This window comes from Bradyrhizobium macuxiense (assembly GCF_001542415.1).
GTDB classification, from domain to species: Bacteria; Pseudomonadota; Alphaproteobacteria; order Rhizobiales; family Xanthobacteraceae; genus Bradyrhizobium; species Bradyrhizobium macuxiense.
In genome coordinates this window covers 106,082-126,190 of sequence record NZ_LNCU01000039.1, presented here as the reverse complement: position 1 = coordinate 126,190, position 20,109 = coordinate 106,082, and the positions used below count along the sequence as shown (strand labels likewise).

Below are 20,109 nucleotides of genomic sequence, written 5' to 3'. Positions count from 1 at the left end.
TCCTCCCAAGCGGCCAGCTCACCTTTGACAGCGGTCCATTCTTTGCCTCCCGGCCATTGCGACTCTGTCGGCCTGCGGATTCTTATGTTTGAGGCGGAATCGCTTCACTAGCGTCACGGCCGCGCGCACACGTTTCGCGCCGTCGTTTTCCAGTGGTTCGTCGATCGAAGCCGTCAGCAGTCTCTTGGATTCGAGCGCCTGAGGATCTGGCACGCGGCTCAGCAAAAACTGCCCCAGCCGGTCGTCATACGGTGCTTTGGTTCGGCTTCGTCTCGGATTGAGATTGCGTCTGCGGAAATCGATCGGCGTGATTTGCTTCGTTTTCCGCTCGCAAGAACAGATATGCACTGGGCCATTGATGCGTTGTACTCCATCTCGCCCCACATGCCGTCGTCTGTCTGTGCGCCGTAGTCAGCGACGTTCCTGGCCCGCGTAAGGGCGCAGCACTGGGAGCTTCCTGGCAGGCAGCACTGTCCCTTTGCGGGGATCTGACGTCGACGTTTTGGCGCCGAGATCGGCCCATGCTTTCAGATCATCCTGCGCGTAGACAACACGACCACCGATCTTTCGATAGGTTGGCCCTGTGCCGTACGTGCGATGCTTCTCGAGCGTACGGCCGGAAAGGCCAAGATAACGCGCGGCCTCTGGTCTACGCAGGAAGCGCGGGGATAGGCCGCCCATCGGATCAGGCATTTGAGAGCTCCAGGATGACAGGCGCGCTACGAACGGCGGCGCCAGCGTGCGATCACCATAGAGAAGCGCGCTCTCGGAGGGGGATAGCGAACATTGAGGGGGCAATTTTCGATATCCCTAAGCAAGAAGGGCTATTTGTCTCGGCGCCGCCCACGCCAGAGGGGTCCAAACGGGAAGCGAACGTGGAGGCGACATCAACTCACTGTCGATTTGGGAGAAGACGCGTATGCGAGCCTGCAGCGTCCGCTTTAACGGTCATTAATACCCAGGGCTTGCAAACACGCTTACTGCGCCTGATGGAAAAGACGCATTTTTCGTGCTAGTATGGGCGGCCGCAGCCAATGAACTTTGTGGGTGCGTACCGAAAGGCAATTCAGTCGACTAAGTCGAAGGGGCTGACCTATACTGAGATCGCGAACAACGTGCCGAAAGTCGCACAGCGAATTTCAACAGCTTGGTTCCGTGGCTTGGTATTCGACTTACCAATGAGGATTTGTGAAATCGTGATCCTGCGCTGCTGAACCGTGGGGTCGGAGATTGCCGAAACCGCACGCCCCCTGTAAACGGAGCCCGCACCGTTGCCGGCCGCGTCATGCGGCCCGCAAGGCGGCGGGGCCTGTAGCTCAATGGTTAGAGCCGGCCGCTCATAACGGTCTGGTTGCAGGTTCGAGTCCTGCCGGGCCCACCAACATTTACGGGGGGGGGCGGCGGCTCTTTTTCAATTTTTCCCGCGCGCGATTTAGGTCAACCACCGTTGCGTTCTGGTTGCGATCCTTCGATGTGATCGCCGCCGCCGCCTCGCGCATGTAGTCGGGATGGTGATGGCCATAGGTATCGAGCAGGACCTTCAGCGACATTCCAAGGAAGCCGGCCGCCTGCCACGGATCCGCGCGACGTTGCATCAACCAGGTCGCCGCGGTGTGGCGCAGCTTCGACCAGGAGCAGCACCAGCAGCTGCACCAGCGCAGGCAAGAGGGCCGCCAATGCCGCAGGCGGCACTCCGCCGCCGATCGCCGATCGCGTGCGCCCCCAGCGCGCGTAGCGCGGCCTGGGCTGGCCTTCATCGGTCCCACCCGGGTTCGGCCGGGTCGCGCCCTTTTCAAGGGAATGCCTTGATTGCCAAAAATAGGTATATCTATCAGCAAGTTACCGGAATCGCCGGGAGGTATTTAAGTGCTACCTTGGAACAATTTCGGCTCAAAGGGCATTAGGCCCCACAAGTTTGTTGACATCTGTCAACACTACGTTAAAGTGGCGAACACGTGATGGCCGCAAGACCGTCGCACCCGAACAAGGAAATCGAAGCCGTGGTTTCCGAGGCGGAGGTAAAGGGCTGGACCTGGCGAAAGGTCAATGGCCATGCTTGGGGCCAGCTGCTTTGCGCTCACCACGATCGAGACGGCTGCCGAATTTCCATTTGGTCGACGCCTAGAAGTCCTGAAAATCACGCCAAACAAATCCGCCGCGTGATCGATCGATGCCCGCACGAAGTGGAGGTCAACGATGAAGACGTTTGAGTTTAGCATCATCGCATCAGGCCTCGATGCGAACGCCGATGGCTTCGAGGATCGGTTCTACAACGCCGGCTGCGATGACGCGCTGATCGCTTTTCAAAAGGGCCACATCATCCTTGATTTTGCCCGGGAGGCGAACACCATCGCTGAAGCCATCGCTTCAGCGGTCGAGAACGTGTGCGCTGCTGGTGCACATGTCGATCGGATCGAACCAGATCCGCTAGTCAATCTGACTGACATCGCCGCGCGCACACAGCTGACGCGCGCGGCCATTTCAAATTACGCCAAAGGCTCGAGAGGGAAGGACTTTCCTTCCCCCGTCGCGCGCGTCACCTCAGATGCTCCTCTGTATGATTGGGCCGAGGTCGCCAATTGGATGGCAGTCAACAAAAAAATACCCGTAGAGGCAGCAGTCTCCGCGAGCGTATTCCAGGAAGCCAACAATGCTATCCAGGCCGGCGAAATCCATTTGGCCGATCGCCTGAAGAAGCGCGAGCAGGAAGAAACGGTTGCATTAGAGGCCGCCTAAACACCGACGACCTAGTCACTGTCAGCATGCGCCGGCGCGCCAGCAAGCAGGAAAGGACGCTCTGTGAGAAAGCCGCCGCTGAGAAAAAGGGCTACACAAAAGCGGATATGCGCGCTGTCAGCGACAATCCGGAATGGACCAAACAGAATTTCGCAAAGGGCAAGCCCTTCGACCAGATCTTCCCCAAGATGCGCAAGGGACGAGGGTCCATCAAGGCGCCGACGAATCGGAAGGCTGGATAGCGTTCGCTCGCCACGCCCTCTCGTGCGACTGGTCGCCGACGCCTGGTGATGCCCGCCTTAGCGTTCGCGAATCGACGATCATATCAATCGCCGTCACCGGCGCCCTCTTCCTGGACCGGCCATCGTGTCGGGCTCCTTGCGCGGGCTTGTGCGTTTCCAAGCCGAGCGGCGGGGCTGTTTCCCGCCTGATTGGGAGATGCGTCATGCGAAAGCGTAGCCGCGGGCCAAGGCATGTTTTAGTCAGGAAGTACCGACGATGGCGCGATGGGAAACTGCAGCGGGTGAAGACCTCACATCGCGGAGTCGACCCCGTGCTATCCGTCCGGACGTCTCGTCTTCAACTGAACCTTGGCTTGGAGGATCCACCGGGCCCGGCCCGATGACCTGCCGGTGACGGCATCTCATTCTCCTCAACGTGGTTGACATCAGCCCCGCGATGTTGCCACTGCGATCGAACACGGGACGCGCCGCAAGATCAGGCTGGCAAACTGGGGAAGCAGAAAGGGCTTGGAAATATGTAACCGATAATGCCGGCGTGCAGCACATGATCAATCTGGACCAAGTGGTCGATAACGTCATCCGTGTCGGGAAGGTCTGGTACGAATCTCACACGATAGATGACGCCATTGCCTTCATCCTTGAAGGTTTCGAGCCCTTGGCGCGCCTTCGCAAAGGAGTTTGGCGTGCGGAGATTTACAAGCAGTCGATCGGCCAACGTGAGTGCATCGCGCAAACCGGTCAGATCGCGCTCGATGCGTCCTCCTTTCGGCTAACGATACTCACACGAAGCTGGCGGTTGATTCCCCGCCAAGCGTAGTAAACCGCAATAGCCGCTACGAAGGCGGTCAAGGCGTCCCCAAGAAACCCGCCCACGAAGCCCAGCCAATCGGACCGATTGCCCTCCCTGGCAATATTGATCGCCCACATCACCCAAAGGGGAAGCAGGAAGAAGGACGCGGCAGTGCCGGCGGCAAAGGCGATCAACGCAACTGCAGCGGATCGAAATCTTGGTTCCATCGGACGAATTTGCCTGGTGGCTTGTCAAGAGTCGAGGGCCGGCGCCTCCTCGTCACAACAGGCCGTGAAAGCCGTTGCCAGGCTACTGCTTCCTGGCCTCTGGCGCCCAGCCAGTTTCGATGAACGCGCAGAACATTGCGGTCAAATTTGACGCAAGCGTCTTGATGGTCATCAACGACCTGCACAACCCACTCTTCAACAACCTTGGAAGGCATCACCTGCCTAACCAGCACCGCAAGCCTTTCATCCGACAGTTCCGGAATCGCACGCCCCCTCGCTTCATTCCGTTTCTGCTCTCGCTTGAAGCTTAAGGCGGGACCCCGACGGCGATCCCGACATCCGTCGATTCTTCGTCAACGAATCCTTGGAAATCGCAGGAGCCATTGGTTCGAAAGCAACGGATTCTTTTCGGCGATATAAACCGGAGCTATTTCTCGTCGCGACGTTTCAAAATTTAGCGAACGCGCATAACGCGGACCGTGGCGAACGAGTTAGTCAGCGGGTCGTCGGCCTGGAGATGGATCCCTTGCCTCGACATGGGCGCGGTGACGTCTCGTTCGCGTCTCGACTCGTCGGTTAGATGCCGGGTTTCCGGCCCAAGTGCTGCGCGACATGTTGCGCTTTCCACCGGAGCGCAGGAAAGGCTTCGATGCGTCTTTTCACATCGTCGTTCGCAGGAAGCGTACCGACTTCGACGCTTCCGCGGTCGTAGAGCGCGTCGAGGAAGGCCAGCTCTCCGTCATCGTGCTTGAAGAGCGGCGCCAGTTTTTTCTTGACATTCCGCTAGGATCCGGTCGCACCATTTCTTCGGGCCGCCCGCCGCGTCAAACACGCCGTTCTTGACCACGGACAGCAGCTTGTTGTTCAGGTCGTTGAGATCGTATTTGTAGTCCTTCAGCGACACCGTGCGCCAATCCAGATCCCTGGAGGCGGCGCCGATCGCAAGCGCTCCGACCTTAACTTGCGTCCAGTCGATGTTTTCGTTCTGCAGCAGCCTCCAGGCGTCGTACAGATCGCGGGAGGCCCGCCGGGCCACCAAGGCGACGATCTTGCCGGCAGCAATTTCGTGGAGGTCGACCACGCCGACGTTCTTCGCTTCGTAGTCGCCGAGCTTTGCGGAATTCAGCCTCTCCCAGCCGAAGAACGGTGTCCGGAAGAGATAGTTCACGTCCACTTCCAGCGTGCCCGGGCGCTGATAGGCCGAGACGTATCTGAAGCGCCACTTGCCGCCGGCATGTTCGCCAGAAGGATCGCGGCCGATTTCGTACCCCTTGCTCTGCAGGAGCGCGGGAAGTCGCTTGTTGATGATCTCGGAATCCCGCAGCATGGCTTCCCTATCCGCGGCACCGACGTAGTTCAGATCGATGTCGACGGAAAGTCGGTCTAGTGCGAGATAGAACAAGTTGAGCGCGGTGCCGCCCTTGAGTGCGAGCAGCTTTCCGAGCTCGCGGTCGACGCGATTTGGTGGAGCACATCTATCAATCGGATGACGCGCTCGACCGAGGCCGGTTGGAAGGAAACGTCGGTGGCAATCTTTTCGAGGCGTTCGATCGAGATCACGGCATCATCTCCGGTGACATCCCTTCGAAGGACGGGCTGAGGAAATCCGGAGGCAGGATGACGTTCCAGCCTTCCTTCGCATGGCCTTGGGCGTCGCCTCCCAACGCGGGTCGCGGTGCCGGCGGGGCGGCACCCTTCAGTTCGTCTAGTACCTGCGTGTCGACGAAGAGATCGTCTTTCCGGCTCTCAAGCCAGGCACCGCACACGCCGACGAGCGTCTGGTTGTCGCGAACGAGCGCGAACTTCGCGAATTTGCCGACGTCGAACGCTTTAACGCTATGGAGCGCGTTTGCGAGTTCCTCGATACCGCCGGTCAGGTCCGGGCGCTCGATGCAGTCGACAAGCGTTCGCTCGACGCCGGTCGCGATAACGTCGAGACCGCGGCGGTCCATCGTGATCGTGCCGGACATTTCCTCGGAGCGACGGCGCAGCGAGGCGGGTTGCACGACGAACCTGACGGGACCAACGAGCGTTTTCATCTCGCCCGGGCGACCTCTGCTTAGCAGTTGGGTCTGAGAGCTTTCCGAATAGGCGAGCCCGTGCAGTTCGAGTGCGGTGTGGTACGCGAGGACACCGTCGGCGCGCATGCGCGATGCGACCAGAATCCGGTCGGGATGGAAGTTCGTTGGATCCAGGTGCGGCGGGACGGAGGCATACACACCCGGCGCGACATGACGTATTCGTCCAGAGGCGGCGTGGTACTTAAGCAATGAGTCCGACGACGAGAGCGGCTGGCCGGGAGACACGGTTTCGCGAAACTCGGTCCGGGTGAAGACCGGGTGTGAAGATAGAAACCTTTCAACTTTCCCTTTCGGGCCTACCATCTCGGCGCGCTCCTTGGGGTATATTATACCCCAAATCGTGCATTATACAATGGCACATAAGTTCAATGCACAGTTTGGGGTATATAATACCTCAAACTCTACAGCGAACGGAATTGCCCGGATACGCCCAACGGAGCACCGTCTCCGATGAACCCAGAAATCAGCGCGAAAGCCTTTGGCTGAAGCGGCCAAACTTTGACGGCAAGCAGCGGACTTCTTGCGTGCGTCCACCGAAGCCGTGATAGAGGCTTCGTCGACATGTTGATGAGGCTCCCTCGCCCGCTGCGGTGCCCTCTCAGCCCACTCGACATGCAGATGCTGCTGCTCGGCGCCACCGGGATGTCATCCCGACATTGGCATGGTCGGCGCCGATCATTTCGGCGCCGATCATATTGCCCACCGCGCGGGCGATCGCGATCATGCCGATCGCGATCATTCCCCTCTTGGCCCATCGGCCGGTTCCGCAGTAGTGCTTGAGCCACCATCGATATCGTTAGCTGGCTTTGGCCTTCACGTATCTGCCGGGCGCTGGCTCGCCTGGAGGGTAGAGGTTACTCCCAAGTTGGGAGCGTGCAGGCAAACGGTCCATCACTGGTTACAACAGCGTTATGGTGCAGTGGCGACGGCCCATATGTCCACCGACATCTTCGCCGTCCCCCCTCTCCCTCGAGGCAACGTGGGGAATGACGTGGAGAAATATGACAACTCAAAAAGCTCAAGTTAATTCAATCGAATTGGGTGACACCCCGGCAGACGAGGGAAAGCGAAATCCGCGCTAGGAGATCCGGACGACACCACACTTGACCTCGCTTGTTCGACGTGAGCGCGGCATCTACTCGCCAGGCGCGATCATCCGAGACGATGGCGCCAACGTGACGCAGCGCCGGCCGGATACTTGAAGTTTTTGGACGAGACACGAGGATTGCGTTGGCTTCCCGCAGCCGACAAGGCCGTGGACACCATTACCCGGTCTGAGTAAACCCCTCGATGCAAAGTCGTCCGCCTAGAGGCCACACAGCTATCGTTAGGGAACGGATAAGTCCGCAACAGTGTTGTGGCACAAGCAAGCCAGAGGTTTTATGCTTCATCACGCAACTCTATCGACGGACCACGGCTCAGACTTGTCCGGAGCGGACAACCGAGATCTGAGCTTTGATTTTGCCAAGGGCATACTCATTATCTTGGTGATCGTTGGACACCTGCTGCAATACGTCGTCTACCGAGGCAACGGCTATTGGGATTCGCCATATTTCAAGTCGATCTACATGTTTCATATGCCTCTCTTTATGGCGATAAGCGGATATCTATCTTCGAGAGCCCTCCTGCGAAAATCATTTGCTCGCAGCGTCAACGAACGCGCAATACAATTGTTGCTGCCAACACTGTTTTGGTATGCCCTTTTGGAGACGGCCAAAGTGGCGGTCTTTTTGCCCTCGAGTAGTATAGTTGACGTAGACGTCTTGAACGATTTAGTCGGCTCATACTGGTTTATATGGGCGACATTTGCTTCTTTCCTTGTCGTAAAGGTTCTTGTAACGATTTTCCGTCGCTCATCGATGTGGATCGTGTGCATGTCTGCGATTGCGGTAGCAGTCTTGCCCGTCACCTTTTCGATAGTGCCCTTGATAAGGTACACTTACCCGTTCTTCTGCCTGGGATTCTTGCTCTCCCAGTCGGCCGAATGCCGGACGCGCGTTCTTCCACGCAAAAAACCTCTCTTGATGTTCTCCCTGGCTGCAATTACTTGCGCGTGCTTTCTTGCTTGGAGCAAAGAAACTTATGTTTACAACAACCTCGCTCTGATTCACGATACTGCCTCGGCCGGGCGAGTGGTGCTGATGTACGCTGGCTCCGCAGCGGCCTCTTGGATCGCGTTTGAAATAATTGTTCAGCTCTGGAAATTCAGTTCCTCAAATCGAATGGCTCGTTTTGTCGCGATGGAGCTTGGCCAGAGCACGCTGCTTCTTTACCTGCTCCAGGGCACGATTTTTCGTCTCATGGATCTGATTCAGTTCGGAGACCTATGGAATCTCTCGACCAGAATCTCCGTTGCCGGCATGCTTGGGGCGTCCATCGTTGTCATCGCGATGACAATTCGCTTCATTGTACGCGACCTCCGATGGTCGTCTCGGATTATAGTCGGAACGTTGCCACGCTCGGAAGCAGTCAAAGCTTAGCCGGCAACCAACTAATCAAGTCCTCTCGGCTCTGTGACAGAAGCAGCAATCTGCGCAACGCCCTGGGCGCCCGTGTAACACGGATTTACAGCAGACCAGTTCACGACGATCCGTTCCAGCAATCGATCGGGGCGGGTGGAGATGCGCGCCAAAAGCTTGAGACGCACGGCTCAGGTACCATTGTGAGCATTCGATAGTGAAAGGTTTAAAAGAACTATACCAACGTTTGTAATGTGCCTTCCTTCGGCTCATGCTGAGTTTAGTGACGGCCGACCATTCTCGGGACAGCCCACAAGTGCTATTCGGGGCTAGAGGAATTGCCGCATTTTTGCCCAACATGTTAACCTCTTCCGCCAGTCAGGGCGGACGGCTACAAGCATGTATAACCAGCTCACCAAGTTCGGACATTCGGCAACGCAGCTTATTTTCGGTGGCATTACGCTGGCGGCGGTGTCGCTAACTTCCGTATACGTTCACAGCCATTTCGCAGCGACAGCTTTTGCCTATCTGGTGGTGATATTGCTGTTTTCGCTCATGGGCAGCTTCATCGCATCGTCGGTGCTTTCCATCGGCTCCGTCGCGGCCTTGGCCTACTTGTTTGCGCCACCAACCTTTAGTCTCCGGATCGATGATCCCCAAGACCTTCCGGTGCTTGTCGCTTTCCTTACCGCATCAATTGTCGGAACGCACCTGATCAGAAGAGTTCGCCACGAACGGGAGACTGCGCGTGAGATCGCAGCCAAGCTACGGCACAGCGAGGCCGATTTGCGCGACCGCGAGAAACGGTGGCGTGCGATCTTTGAGCATAATCCGGTCATGTACTTCATGGTTGATGAAGCCGGAACAGTCCTCAACGTCAACACCTTCGGTGCGACACAACTCGGCTATGCGCCCGAGGAAATAGTCGGTCTATCCGTGCTGAAGATTTTTCGGGACGAAGATCGCGAGGTCGTCCGCAAATGCATCGAAACGTGCCTTACAAATATCGGCCAATCGCACACCTGGGATATCCAGAAGGTCAGGAAGGACGGCTCGGTGCTGTGGGTGCGAGAAAACGCCAAAGCCATGCTGTGGGCTGACGACAAGCCCATCGTGCTCATTGCTTGCGAAGATATCACCGAGCGAAAGCGGACGGTACTTGCTCTGCGGCGGAGCGAAGCCCATCTGGCCCAGGCGCAGGACCTGAGCCACACCGGCAGCTTCGGCTGGAACGTTGCCACCGGCGAGATCTTTTGGTCCAAGGAGTTTTTTCGGATTTTCCAGTATGATCCGGAGATGAAACCAGCTTCGCAACTCGTCCTGGATCGCGTCCACCCAGAAGACAGGGCCTCGGTCCAAGAGACTATGGATCGAGCGTATCGGTTCGAGGATCGAGCGTTTCAAGGCCAGGATTTCGAGCACGAATACCGACTGCTGATGCCCGACGGGTCGGTAAAGCACATTCATGCGCTGGCACGGGCCACGAGAACCGCGTCTGGCGATATAGAGTTTGTCGGGGCAGCAACGGACATCACGGCAACAAAGCAGGTGGAACAGCAACTGCGCCGGAGCGAAGCCTATCTGGCCGACGCGCAGCGGCTCAGTCACACGGGCACCTGGTCCTGGGACTGCCACCGCCGCTGTTTTGCGTATCGCTCCGCCGAAGTCAGCCGTCTGTTTGGCTTCGACCCCGAAGAGCCCGTATCGCTTGAGGCCATCCGGTCGCGCATCCATCCAGACGACTTGGCGCTGCAGCAGGAAGTGCAGCGTCAGGCTATCGAACAGAAGACAGGGAACTTCGAATATGACTTCCGAATCCGCCTTCCCGATGGCGCGATAAGGCACATCCACGCCATTGCGCACGCCGTGGTGGGAAGCGATGGCTCCACCGTCGAGCTCATCGGAACGCATATGGATGTCACCGAGCAACACGCAGCCAGGGAACGGCTAGAAAACACCCTCGCGGCGCTGCGCGAAAGCGAGCAGCGCTTTCGCGACTACGCCGAAACGGCGTCGGACTGGCTTTGGGAAACCGGACCAGACCACCTGCTTACCCAATTTTTGGAGCACGCCGACGCCGCGGGCGTCGTGGCGAAAGGGGTCATCGGCCTGCCCCGCAGGGAAATTGCGCGCGACGTGGAAGAAGAACCCGAGAAGTGGCGACAACATCAGGCGACGCTAGACGCACATCTCCCATTTCGAGATCTGATTTATCGCACCATCAACCGACTCGGCTCTCCGACCTACGTCCGGACCAGCGGCAAGCCCTTTTTTGACGGAAGCGGCAACTTTCTTGGCTACAGGGGCGTCAGCACCGACATCACGGCGATGATTCGGGCAGATCAGGCCGAACAAGAGCTGCGAAAGGCCCAGGCGGAGCTAGCGCATGTGACGCGCGTCACGACGCTTGGGGAGCTGACAGCCTCCATCGCCCACGAAGTAAACCAACCGCTCGCCGCCATCATCAGCAACGCCGATGCGTGCCTTGGTTGGCTGGGTCGCGAGACGCCTGACCTTCCTGCTGCGCGCAGCTCCGTGGAGTGGATCATCGAAGATGCGATCCGGGCAAGCGAAGTGATCCGCCGCATCCGCGCACTTGCGAAGAAAGGTGAGATCGAGATGGTCATGATCGATATCAACGACGTCGTTAAGGACGCCATCGCGCTGGTGACACGCGAGTTGGCAAACCACCAGATTACCTTGCGGACCGAGTTGGCGCAGGCGCTTCCCGCGATTGTGGCGGACCGGGTTCAACTGCAACAGGTGATCATCAATCTCGTAATGAACGGGATCGAAGCCATGCAAGCGGTTAACGACCGCACGCGCGAACTCGCGATCCAGTCATCCCAGGATGATATGGGGCGGGTGCAGCTCTCGGTGACTGATTGCGGCATCGGGATCGCCGAGGATGATATGAACCGCATCCTGGATCCTTTCTTCACCACCAAATCGAGCGGCCTTGGAATGGGTCTCTCGATCTGCCGCTCCATTGTAGAAGCCCATGGAGGGCGCCTGTCAGTCGTCCGCAAGCAAGGGCCGGGCGCGATTTTTCAATTTGTACTGCCATTGCATGAGGAGATTGTATCGTGACTGGGCGCTTTGACTCGCCGCGAGAAAGCAGGAAGGCAACGGAGCCGACAAGTGCGACCGTGTTCGTTGTCGAGGATGACGCCTCGATGCGTCGGTCGCTCGCAAACCTTTTTCAATCGGTGGGTCTGGACGTGGTCACTTTCGGATCAGCCCACGAAATGCTGCAGAGCAACGTTCCGGATGTTGTCAGCTGTCTGGTTCTTGACATCCGTCTACCGGGACAGAGCGGGCTTGAGTTCCAGGCTGAGCTGGCAAAGTCGAACATTCACATTCCGATTATTTTCATCACCGGCCACGGTGACATTCCCATGAGCGTTAGGGCCATGAAGGGGGGAGCAGTCGATTTTCTCACCAAGCCGTTTCGCGAGCAGGAGCTTCTTGATGCGGTGGTGGCGGCGACCGAACGGGATCGCAAGAGACGGGAGGCCGAGCAGACGGTCGCGAACCTGCGCTCTTTGTTCGACAACCTAAGCCCACGCGAGCAAGCGGTATTGAGGCTGGTCGCTACTGGCCTGATGAACAAACAAATAGCCGCTGAGCTCGGGCTCGCCGAGATTACCGTCAAGATCTATCGGGGGCACGTGATGAAAAAGATGCGCGCGCGATCGCTCGCCGATTTGATCAGAATGGCTGAGAAACTCGAACTTCATGCCAACCGCGACGAACAAACCTAAGTATGATTTTACAAGCTCGCCCCTCATGCCCACTTTATCATCCAAGGTGCTGATGCCGTCGGCAAGCGCTTTCCAGCGTCAGGAGGGCTGGTCTTGTCCACGCCTTTGATTTCCATTGTCGATGATGACGCCTCAGTCCGTGCTGCGATAGAGAACCTGCTCAAGTCGCGGGGCTACATCGTCCATACATTTGCGTCAGCCAAGGAATTCTTGGAGTCGCCTCAGCTGGATGAAACGTCCTGTGTAATTACGGATGTGCAGATGTCGGTGATGAGCGGCTTGGATCTGGTCGCAGAGATGCGGGCTCGGGATTACGATGCGCCTTTCATTCTCATCACGGCATTTCCCAATGACCGGGTTCGTGCCGCTGCGCTGGGTGCCGGAGCCATTGGGTTCCTCGCGAAGCCCTTCGCCGCACATATGTTGATCAAGTGCCTTGATACCGCACTGGAGAAGCACCTCGGCGGCGCCGGCACCTGAGCCAACGAGCCGTCCGCCCTACCCTACATCTGATCTGAGCGCCGCTTTGCCAACATGGCGCCCGAACGAACATTGAACATGCAGAACCGCCAGGAGCGCTTCCGGCGACTATCGGCTTATTCGACCGTTACCGATTTCGCGAGATTGCGTGGCTGATCAACGTCCGCGCCCATCAGGATGGCAGTGTGGTAGGCCAAAAGCTGCAGCGGAATAACATAGACCATGGGCGTAAAGGTTGCGGGCATGTCCGGTAGAACAATGGTTACAATAGAGTCCATTGCAGCTTCCGAGGCTCCCTTCGCATCGGTTATCAGGATGACGTTACCACCTCGAGCCGCGACTTCTTGCATGTTCGAGACGGTTTTTTCGAAGAGCCGGTCGTAAGGCGCGATCACCACCACCGGCACGGTCTCGTCGATCAGCGCAATCGGACCATGCTTGAGCTCGCCGGCGGCATAGCCCTCTGCATGAATATAGGAGATTTCCTTCAGTTTGAGCGCACCCTCCATCGCTAGGGGAGACGACGTACCGCGGCCGAGATAGACCACATCGCGCGATTTGGCGATATCATGCGCAAGCTTCTCAATCTGCGGTTCGATGGCCAGTGTTGCCGCAATCAGCGGCGGCACTTCGATCAGCTCGTGGGCAAGCTTGATTTCATCGAATTCGGACAACTCGCCTCGCGCTCTGCCTGCTGCGACCGCAATCGCCGCGATCACCATCAGTTGGCAGGTAAAGGCTTTGGTCGACGCAACACCGATCTCAGGTCCCGCCAAGGTCGGCAGCACGACTTCGCTCTCGCGTGCGATCGTTGACGTCGGCACGTTGACCACCGAGATCGTATGCAGCCCCTGTGCCTTGGCGTAGCGCAACGCCGCCAGCGTGTCGGCGGTCTCCCCAGACTGCGAGATGAAGATCGCGAGATCCCCCTTGCGCAAAGGCGCCTCGCGATAGCGGAACTCGGAGGCCACATCGATCTCGACCGGCACGCGCGCCAGTCGCTCGAACCAGTATTTGGCGACTTGGCCGACATAGCTCGCCGTACCACAAGCCGTGATCCAAATGCGCTGTATGGCGTTAAAGTCGAACGGCAATTTGGAAGGCAATTCTATGCGCTCGCGGACCATATCGACATAGTGCACCAGGGTCTGCCGGACTACTTCCGGCTGTTCGTGTATTTCCTTGGCCATGAAGTGACGATAATTCGTCTTGTTGACCAGGAGCGACGACATGCCATGGCTTGACGCTTCGCGGTGGACGATGCTGCCGCTCGAATCATAAATGACACCGTTCGCACGGGTAAGCACGGCCCAGTCGCCGTCTTCAAGGTAGATGATGCTGTCGGTGAAGGGCGCAAGCGCGATAGCATCCGATCCTAGATATGTTTCGCCATCACCATACCCGATCGCAAGCGGCGATCCCTTGCGCGCGCCGATCATGAGGTCCTCGTGGCCTTTGAACAGAAACGCCAGCGCAAAGGAACCGCGCAGCCGCGGCAACGACGCCTTCACTGCGTCCTGCGGCGAGTAGCCATTCTTCAAATAGGACTCGACAAGATGTGCCACCACCTCAGTATCGGTCTCGGAGACGAAGTCCGCGCCATCCTGTTCCAGTTCGGCACGGAGTACACGGAAATTCTCGATGATTCCATTATGGACGACTGCGACGTTGTCCGCCATATGCGGATGTGCGTTGCGCTCGGTGGGCTTCCCATGGGTGGCCCAGCGCGTATGACCAATACCGGCGTGACCCGACAGTGGATTGCGGTGCAACTTCTCTGCAAGATTTTTCAGCTTGCCCTCGACGCGCCTGCGCTCGAGATGGCCGCCCTCGAGCGTCGCAACGCCCGCGGAATCATATCCGCGATATTCTAGTCGCTGAAGTGAATCGACCAAATGTCCGATGACCGGACCACGACCTAGGATGCCAATAACTCCGCACATACCGACCAATGCGCCCCAACTTCAAACCACGACGTTAACTTCAGAACCACGGAACAATGAATTGATAGCGGAGTCGCTGTAGGGGGCTGGCACGGATAGACCAGGGCTGGATGTTCTTCGTCCAGACATCAGTGTCCTGCAAAGTGCGAGCTAGATCGTTAGTTTTAGCCATCTAGGCTCAATCAGCCTCACCGCTTCTTGGCGCGCACCGCTGGCTAAGCGGAGGCACGGCAGCAGACGAAGGTGGGTCAGATGAGCCGAACGTTCAGGCAAGTCTCGATGATCGCGCATGACAGCCAGTTCGGGCATAACCAGACCCTTCGGGCGATAAGGAAGATCACGGTCGGGTCGCATTGGACGGGCTGCGTGGACACGTCTTGCAAGTCAGCTGGCCCTTGAGATGGAGGGGACTCGATGAAGGCCGACGAACCGCCTGTCCTGCAATAGAACTTCATAATCGCAGCCCCCTCATCTTGCCCCGTCAAGCGCCATTCAAAGTCCTCCCGCCAGATATCTCGAGAACACTCCGCTTCTCACCTTCTCTTCGGATATGTTCTGCCGCTAAATGGCGTGGCTCAATTCCGCTATGCGTCTCGTCATGCGTATCGCGAATATTTTTTCCAGGATCCGTGCCTTAAGGAAGGTGACGCCAGGACTGATGCGAGCCATGCTAGTTCGATAGGGACGAGACTAGGTCACGTGAGAACGATGGCTCAATTGTACGGAGGTAATGCTCTGATATCGAAAAGTTTGAAGAACTATACGAGGGTTTGTAACCGCCTCCTACTGACGCCAGCGCTACCGTGCACAGGGCCACACTATAAGGATCCCCTCGCGTTTCCTGCGGAACGGCACCGGCGCTCTACTTCTCGTACAGACACGCGCGAATGCTATCAAATCCGATCTCACCTAGTTGCGTGAGATTGCAGGCACACGGTCGCGGCTTCCTCGCCGCACCAGCGTTTTCCAGGTTGACTTAAGGCTTCTAAATCAACCTCTGCGCCTGCGGAGACCGACATCCAAGAAGCGATCGAGCATGGCGTTGACCTGATCTGCAACCTCGATCGTGTTGAAATGTCCGGCGAGCATCGTCTTCGCTGTGACCAGCTGTGGACAGATTTCCTTCAGCCGATCGAGGCCGCGCGCCATATTCACCAGCGGAACGTCAGCGGCAATATAGGCCATGGGGACCCTGCAGGCTTTTGCGGCAGGCAGCGGGTCATAGTCCAAAATGGCATTCCGTATCACCGAATAAGCTACATGCTGTGCTATTTTTGAGCACGGCGGAAGCACATAGGTCTCATAGATCGTCTTTCGACGAGCGGCATCATCGAAATCGCAGCCGAGTTCCCACGCGTTCGCCTTTAAGATCGCCAGATAGTCGGATCCGCCTACGCCGTCCAGGAGCGCTTTAACCTGACGAGATTTGCGCAAGATCGGAGACGGCATGACAATTGTATCAATCATGACCAAGCCCGCGGCCAGGTCCGGATAGCGGCCGCACAGTTCGAGCGCGATCCGACCTCCCATACTGTGACCGATCACGACCGGCTTGAACAGCTCTAGGTGATCGCATTGCCAAGCGATATCGTCCGCAAATCCTGCGACAGTATACTCCTGATCGGGTGCATCACTGGAGCCATGTCCCCGAAGGTTGACCGCAACGGTTCGCCGTTTTTGAGCGAAATGGACGAGCTGCGGCGAGAAGATACCGTGGTCGCCTGTCCAACCATTGATCAGGAGCAGCGGCGGGTCTTGCGCGGCAGCAGGTCCGACCTCAACATGCCCCAAACGTATACCGTCGCGATTTAACAAAACGGGCTTGAACTCATGGGAGATCACGGTCTCTCCTCTTGAACCGAGCTTGCATTTGGCTCGACCACGGCGACGCATTGGCTGGAAGAACGACACCAACGTAAGCGGCAACCGCCAATAGCGAAAAAGCAAGCATCACCACCGCCGTCGAAAGTAGCGAATGCCCGTCAAAGAGCGCGACAACCAAGGCACTGGACAATGCGGCGCCTGCTATCTGTACGAATGCTCTTGTCGCGCTGGTGGATCCTGCGATTTCTGGCAAAGGTCGCATTGCCTCGTTGATAGCGTGCGGAGAAATCAGGCCGAACGACGACCCGACACCCACCAAGATCAACACCACCACAACAGCCGATTTGTCTCCCACCAATGCCATGAGAAGCAACGATATTCCCATGATGGTCGAGAGTGTGAGGCCGACCGCAAGCAGCTGCGCGGACGATGCACCTCGACCACAGAAACTCCTGTTGAGCCAGGCGCCGGTCACGATCGACAGCGAAACTGCTCCAACGATCGTACCATAGGCGTTGGGACCGAAAACGTTGGAGAAGAACAGCGATGATCCGGTGACGCAGGCGAACACGGCTCCGGCCGCTGCAGCATTGCAAAGGATGTTTCCGACGCAGACCGGGTGACGCAGCACGCGACGATAATTTCGGACAATCGTCGTAGGCCCGAAGCCAACGCTCGGATCGATCTTGGCACTTTCGCTGAAGAAGGACATCGCCGCGAGCAGAACCAATCCTCCTGCGATGGGCACGACGTATATGGCGCGCAAACCGTGCGCGGGGAGGACAACATCAACCATTGGTGCAACCATCGGAACAACGGAGATTGCCAAAACGACGTTGGTCATCTGTGCCCTTGCGGTCTCGCCGTTGAAGAGGTCCCTCACAATTGCGACCGCAGCAATCCCGATAATAGAAGCACCGATTCCCTGAAGCGCGCGAAAGAACAGGAACAGCGACGGAGAATTGGAGAGAGCGCACCCCACGCCTGCAATTACTACAAGTACGCAGCCGCCTTGAACGATTGGCTTACGGCCGAAGCAATCCGACATCGGTCCGCAAACGAGAAGCGTCGTTCCAAAACTCATGACATAGGCGCTCAGCGCAAAAACGACGTCGCCCGCCGTCGCTCCGAGATTGATCGCTGTCGCCGGCAGACTTAGGGCGATCATGTCAACGCCGAACGCCGACAATGACGCCATAAGAGCCAGCAACGAGGTACATGAGAACGAATCGCGATGAATGAGCAAGGTTTGGTTTCTCTTGATGGGCTTCACGGCTAGCGCAGCGCAGTTTGGCGATGTTCATCCGCGACAGACGGTGCATTCATCGCGCTTTGCCTCACTGATCGTGAAACTGGTACCTGACATGGTCTTCATGAGCAGCTGCGTCGCCGGCGCCCAACAGCCGCAAGAAACTCCATCTCGTTGACGAGGCGGGACCGATCGATATCAGCCCTGATGGCCTCGCCGAGCCTACGGGCTGCGACTTTGAATTCCGGTTCCGTGATCAGCCGCTTGATCGCTGCCGCCATCTCTGGTTCCGAAGCCGTCGGCGGCAACCGAAGCCCTACTCCCTTCGCTTCGACACGGGCCGCGTTAGCCGCCTGGTCACGACCCATTGGCAGAATGAGTTGCGGCAATGCGTTGATCAGTGAACGGGCAACAGTTCCGTGGCCGCCCTGGGAAACGACGAGAGACACGTCCCTCATGATGCAGTCGTGGGAAGCACCGCGCACCAAATGCACGTTCTTCGGAGCGCGAAGTTCGGACACATCCAGATTCGGACCCGTTGTGAAAACGGCTCCCATATCGATGGTTCCAACGGCATTTATAACGCGTTGAAACACGTCACGCTGGCCCTGCGCCCCAGTGCTGCAAGCGATCAACGCGTGGGGACGATCGTGCCGCGCCGGCCAGGACGACTTCCACGATTCTGACCAATTCGGCATATCGAGCAAAGGCCCGACATAACGAAAGTTATCCGGAAGAAAGTCTGCTTCGAAATCGAAAGCCCGACTGACCGCCAGCAGAACTCGATCAGCCTCGTCGAACAGATCCATAGCGTCTGCAAGAACATGAAGACCCAATTCGACCCGGGCGCGATTGAGGATAGAAAGAGATGCATTCATTGCCTTAGTGAGAGCTGCAGAGGCTGCCCTGACTTCGGTACGGTCCTCCTGCGTTTTCGGTCGTCCCAATCCTGAAGTAGCCGGCGGCACCCCTGGCAGGACCCGAATACTGACGTGAGGCGAGAGAAATGCGAAAGGCACGCCGCACGCTCGCGCTCCGAGCGCTGCGCCAAACAGAAGATCGAGGCCGAGAACAGCATCCGTTGGCGCGCGGCTAATCTCGTCGCGAATATCGGCCGCGTAAGCAGAGCAGGGTTCAAAGACGACCTTGCGCATCCGATCTCGCATGTCCGAGATATCTGTTGGGTCTGCCGCCTCACCCATGGGAGCGCGGAGCCATGTCACGAATTCGAAATCGGCGGCTTCGACTTCAGCTCGCATGGTCGGATCGGCCATCACCCGAACATGGTGACCACGCTGGCGCAATCGACGTCCTGCTGTAAGCAGCGGACTGAGATTTCCCAACGTACCCCACGAGGCAAGGAGAAAGTCATAAGAAGTCACCGACACCTCCGTAACGGGTCTCGCATTCGACCGACTGCGGCCCTGGCCGCGCAGCCCGAGAGACAGAAACGTTTCTTACACACATGATCTAGACGCTTGTTGCCGCGCGTGCTTCGGTCACAACCGGTCGCACCAACTACACCGCTTTCACATTAGTTTTCTTTCGCTGGTGAGATGTTCTCGACGTGTTAAATCCAGATCTGCTTCCGACCATCTGGCGCAGGCAACAACCGCTCGAGAGCAACTCGTCTCTGCTTCGCTACGACGCCTTCGCCTTGCTGCGTTCGAGGTACGAAGCTCAAGTGAGGCGTGAAGTTCGACTGTTAACCCGCCCACGAATTGATGACGCCGGCGCGTCGCTTTGGGCATGGTTTCAAGCCTACAACCTAACGCTGCGAGAGATTCAAGTTGTTTTTGCAGGTTTCGCAGACCTCATTTCGTTCTGCGGAGCGAAGCGCCCCCGCTCCCAAGCCTGATTCTCATGAGAGCACTACGCGCCAAATGCAGACGCAGGTTGCAAATGCGGGAACAATCCGCCAATTCCGGAGAATATTTTGCTGCAGATTGGGGGCGCTTGACATTGCCGCTAAGACGAATATGGCGGGCCGGATAGCTCCCTGATCACATTCCATGGCATCTGATAGCCCGTGACTAGATGCGACTTCGGTCCATGGCTATCGCATGCATCGAACGCAGCACGTCCGTATGCATCGAGGTGCAAACCGCAGCGTATCCCGCCGATGACGGCGTGCTGGTGACAGTAGCCGCGGCGGAACGCGACGTACACGCCAACTTCGTGGCCTCAAAACGCATGTGCGGTGAGATCCGTTTGTTGCATGTTGATCTCTGACGCTCCAACCGCGATGTCCTCGGTTCTGACACCTCAACAAATGCTCCGGCTCTGCAATGCCCGATAAATCAATGTATATGAT

The 20,109-nt window shown here is 57.7% G+C and carries 17 protein-coding genes, 1 tRNA gene and 1 pseudogene; 10 read left to right on the top strand and 9 right to left on the bottom strand.

Annotated elements, in window-relative coordinates; all coding sequences use genetic code 11:
- Positions 1-411: 411 nt before the first annotated feature.
- Positions 412-693 carry a helix-turn-helix transcriptional regulator gene (locus tag AS156_RS40510; protein ID WP_082747444.1) on the bottom strand — a complete coding sequence of 94 codons (282 nt, stop codon included), beginning with the start codon at positions 691-693 and terminating at the stop codon, positions 412-414.
- A 612-nt stretch (positions 694-1,305) separates the two neighbouring features.
- On the opposite strand from AS156_RS40510, the gene AS156_RS11550 reads away from it, so the two are divergent.
- A tRNA-Ile gene (locus AS156_RS11550) sits at positions 1,306-1,381 on the top strand.
- 4 nt (positions 1,382-1,385) lie between these two features.
- Here AS156_RS11550 and AS156_RS40505 read toward each other — a convergent pair.
- Positions 1,386-1,622 (bottom strand): annotated as a pseudogene (locus tag AS156_RS40505) (site-specific integrase); the annotation flags it as partial.
- A 336-nt stretch (positions 1,623-1,958) separates the two neighbouring features.
- On the opposite strand from AS156_RS40505, the gene AS156_RS40500 reads away from it, so the two are divergent.
- The 4 genes from AS156_RS40500 (at position 1,959) to AS156_RS41930 (ending at position 3,795) form a co-directional block, all read left to right on the top strand.
- The gene (locus tag AS156_RS40500) at positions 1,959-2,210 is read left to right on the top strand and encodes a hypothetical protein (RefSeq protein WP_082747443.1); all 252 of its coding nucleotides are present in this window, start codon (positions 1,959-1,961) and stop codon (positions 2,208-2,210) included.
- A complete protein-coding gene (locus AS156_RS11545) occupies positions 2,197-2,736 on the top strand; it encodes a hypothetical protein (RefSeq protein WP_066503796.1) in 540 nt (179 codons plus the stop codon). The genes AS156_RS40500 and AS156_RS11545 overlap by 14 nt, the downstream gene beginning before the upstream one ends.
- 26 nt (positions 2,737-2,762) lie before the next feature.
- A complete protein-coding gene (locus AS156_RS11540) occupies positions 2,763-2,978 on the top strand; it encodes a hypothetical protein (RefSeq protein WP_066503795.1) in 216 nt (71 codons plus the stop codon).
- A gap of 544 nt (positions 2,979-3,522) precedes the next feature.
- On the top strand, positions 3,523-3,795 hold the full coding sequence (locus tag AS156_RS41930; RefSeq protein WP_136626145.1) for a hypothetical protein: 273 nt from the start codon (positions 3,523-3,525) through the stop codon (positions 3,793-3,795).
- Positions 3,796-4,734: 939 nt separating this feature from the next.
- On the opposite strand, the gene AS156_RS11520 is transcribed toward AS156_RS41930, so the two are convergent.
- The 3 genes from AS156_RS11520 to AS156_RS42785 form a co-directional block, all read right to left on the bottom strand.
- Positions 4,735-5,397 carry a nucleotidyl transferase AbiEii/AbiGii toxin family protein gene (locus AS156_RS11520; protein ID WP_245312722.1) on the bottom strand — a complete coding sequence of 221 codons (663 nt, stop codon included), beginning with the start codon at positions 5,395-5,397 and terminating at the stop codon, positions 4,735-4,737.
- Positions 5,398-5,551: 154 nt separating this feature from the next.
- A complete protein-coding gene (locus AS156_RS11515) occupies positions 5,552-6,379 on the bottom strand; it encodes a type IV toxin-antitoxin system AbiEi family antitoxin domain-containing protein (protein WP_066503790.1) in 828 nt (275 codons plus the stop codon).
- Positions 6,380-6,674: 295 nt separating this feature from the next.
- Positions 6,675-6,815 carry a hypothetical protein gene (locus AS156_RS42785; RefSeq protein ID WP_160331076.1) on the bottom strand — a complete coding sequence of 47 codons (141 nt, stop codon included), beginning with the start codon at positions 6,813-6,815 and terminating at the stop codon, positions 6,675-6,677.
- A gap of 643 nt (positions 6,816-7,458) precedes the next feature.
- Here AS156_RS42785 and nolL point away from each other — a divergent pair.
- The 4 genes from nolL to AS156_RS11495 all read left to right on the top strand — a co-directional run bounded on the left by nolL (position 7,459) and on the right by AS156_RS11495 (position 12,779).
- Positions 7,459-8,556, top strand: coding sequence for a nodulation factor fucose acetyltransferase NolL (nolL, locus tag AS156_RS11510; protein WP_066503788.1), 1,098 nt, complete (start codon positions 7,459-7,461; stop codon positions 8,554-8,556).
- A 378-nt stretch (positions 8,557-8,934) separates the two neighbouring features.
- The gene (locus AS156_RS11505; RefSeq protein WP_066503787.1) at positions 8,935-11,625 is read left to right on the top strand and encodes a PAS domain S-box protein; all 2,691 of its coding nucleotides are present in this window, start codon (positions 8,935-8,937) and stop codon (positions 11,623-11,625) included.
- Positions 11,622-12,299: a response regulator transcription factor gene (locus tag AS156_RS11500; protein ID WP_082747442.1), complete on the top strand. Its 678-nt coding sequence runs from the start codon at positions 11,622-11,624 to the stop codon at positions 12,297-12,299. Before AS156_RS11505 ends, AS156_RS11500 begins: the two co-directional genes overlap by 4 nt.
- Before the next feature lie 93 nt (positions 12,300-12,392).
- On the top strand, positions 12,393-12,779 hold the full coding sequence (locus tag AS156_RS11495; RefSeq protein ID WP_066503785.1) for a response regulator transcription factor: 387 nt from the start codon (positions 12,393-12,395) through the stop codon (positions 12,777-12,779).
- Between the two features lie 116 nt (positions 12,780-12,895).
- On the opposite strand, the gene glmS is transcribed toward AS156_RS11495, so the two are convergent.
- From glmS to AS156_RS11470, 4 genes are all read right to left on the bottom strand, one after another.
- Complete coding sequence (gene glmS, locus AS156_RS11490; RefSeq protein WP_066503784.1) at positions 12,896-14,722, bottom strand: glutamine--fructose-6-phosphate transaminase (isomerizing); 1,827 nt, start codon at positions 14,720-14,722, stop codon at positions 12,896-12,898.
- 990 nt (positions 14,723-15,712) lie between these two features.
- Positions 15,713-16,564 (bottom strand): alpha/beta fold hydrolase, encoded by an 852-nt coding sequence (locus tag AS156_RS11480; RefSeq protein ID WP_066503781.1) that lies wholly within the window; start codon positions 16,562-16,564, stop codon positions 15,713-15,715.
- Positions 16,551-17,819, bottom strand: a complete 1,269-nt coding sequence (locus AS156_RS11475; protein ID WP_136626144.1) for an MFS transporter — start codon at positions 17,817-17,819, stop codon at positions 16,551-16,553. The genes AS156_RS11480 and AS156_RS11475 overlap by 14 nt, the downstream gene beginning before the upstream one ends.
- Positions 17,820-17,917: 98 nt before the next feature.
- The gene (locus AS156_RS11470) at positions 17,918-19,177 is read right to left on the bottom strand and encodes a glycosyltransferase (protein WP_066504121.1); all 1,260 of its coding nucleotides are present in this window, start codon (positions 19,175-19,177) and stop codon (positions 17,918-17,920) included.
- Positions 19,178-19,847: 670 nt separating this feature from the next.
- Here AS156_RS11470 and AS156_RS11465 point away from each other — a divergent pair.
- Positions 19,848-20,027 carry a hypothetical protein gene (locus tag AS156_RS11465; protein ID WP_136626143.1) on the top strand — a complete coding sequence of 60 codons (180 nt, stop codon included), beginning with the start codon at positions 19,848-19,850 and terminating at the stop codon, positions 20,025-20,027.
- The last annotated feature ends 82 nt before the right edge of the window (positions 20,028-20,109 follow it).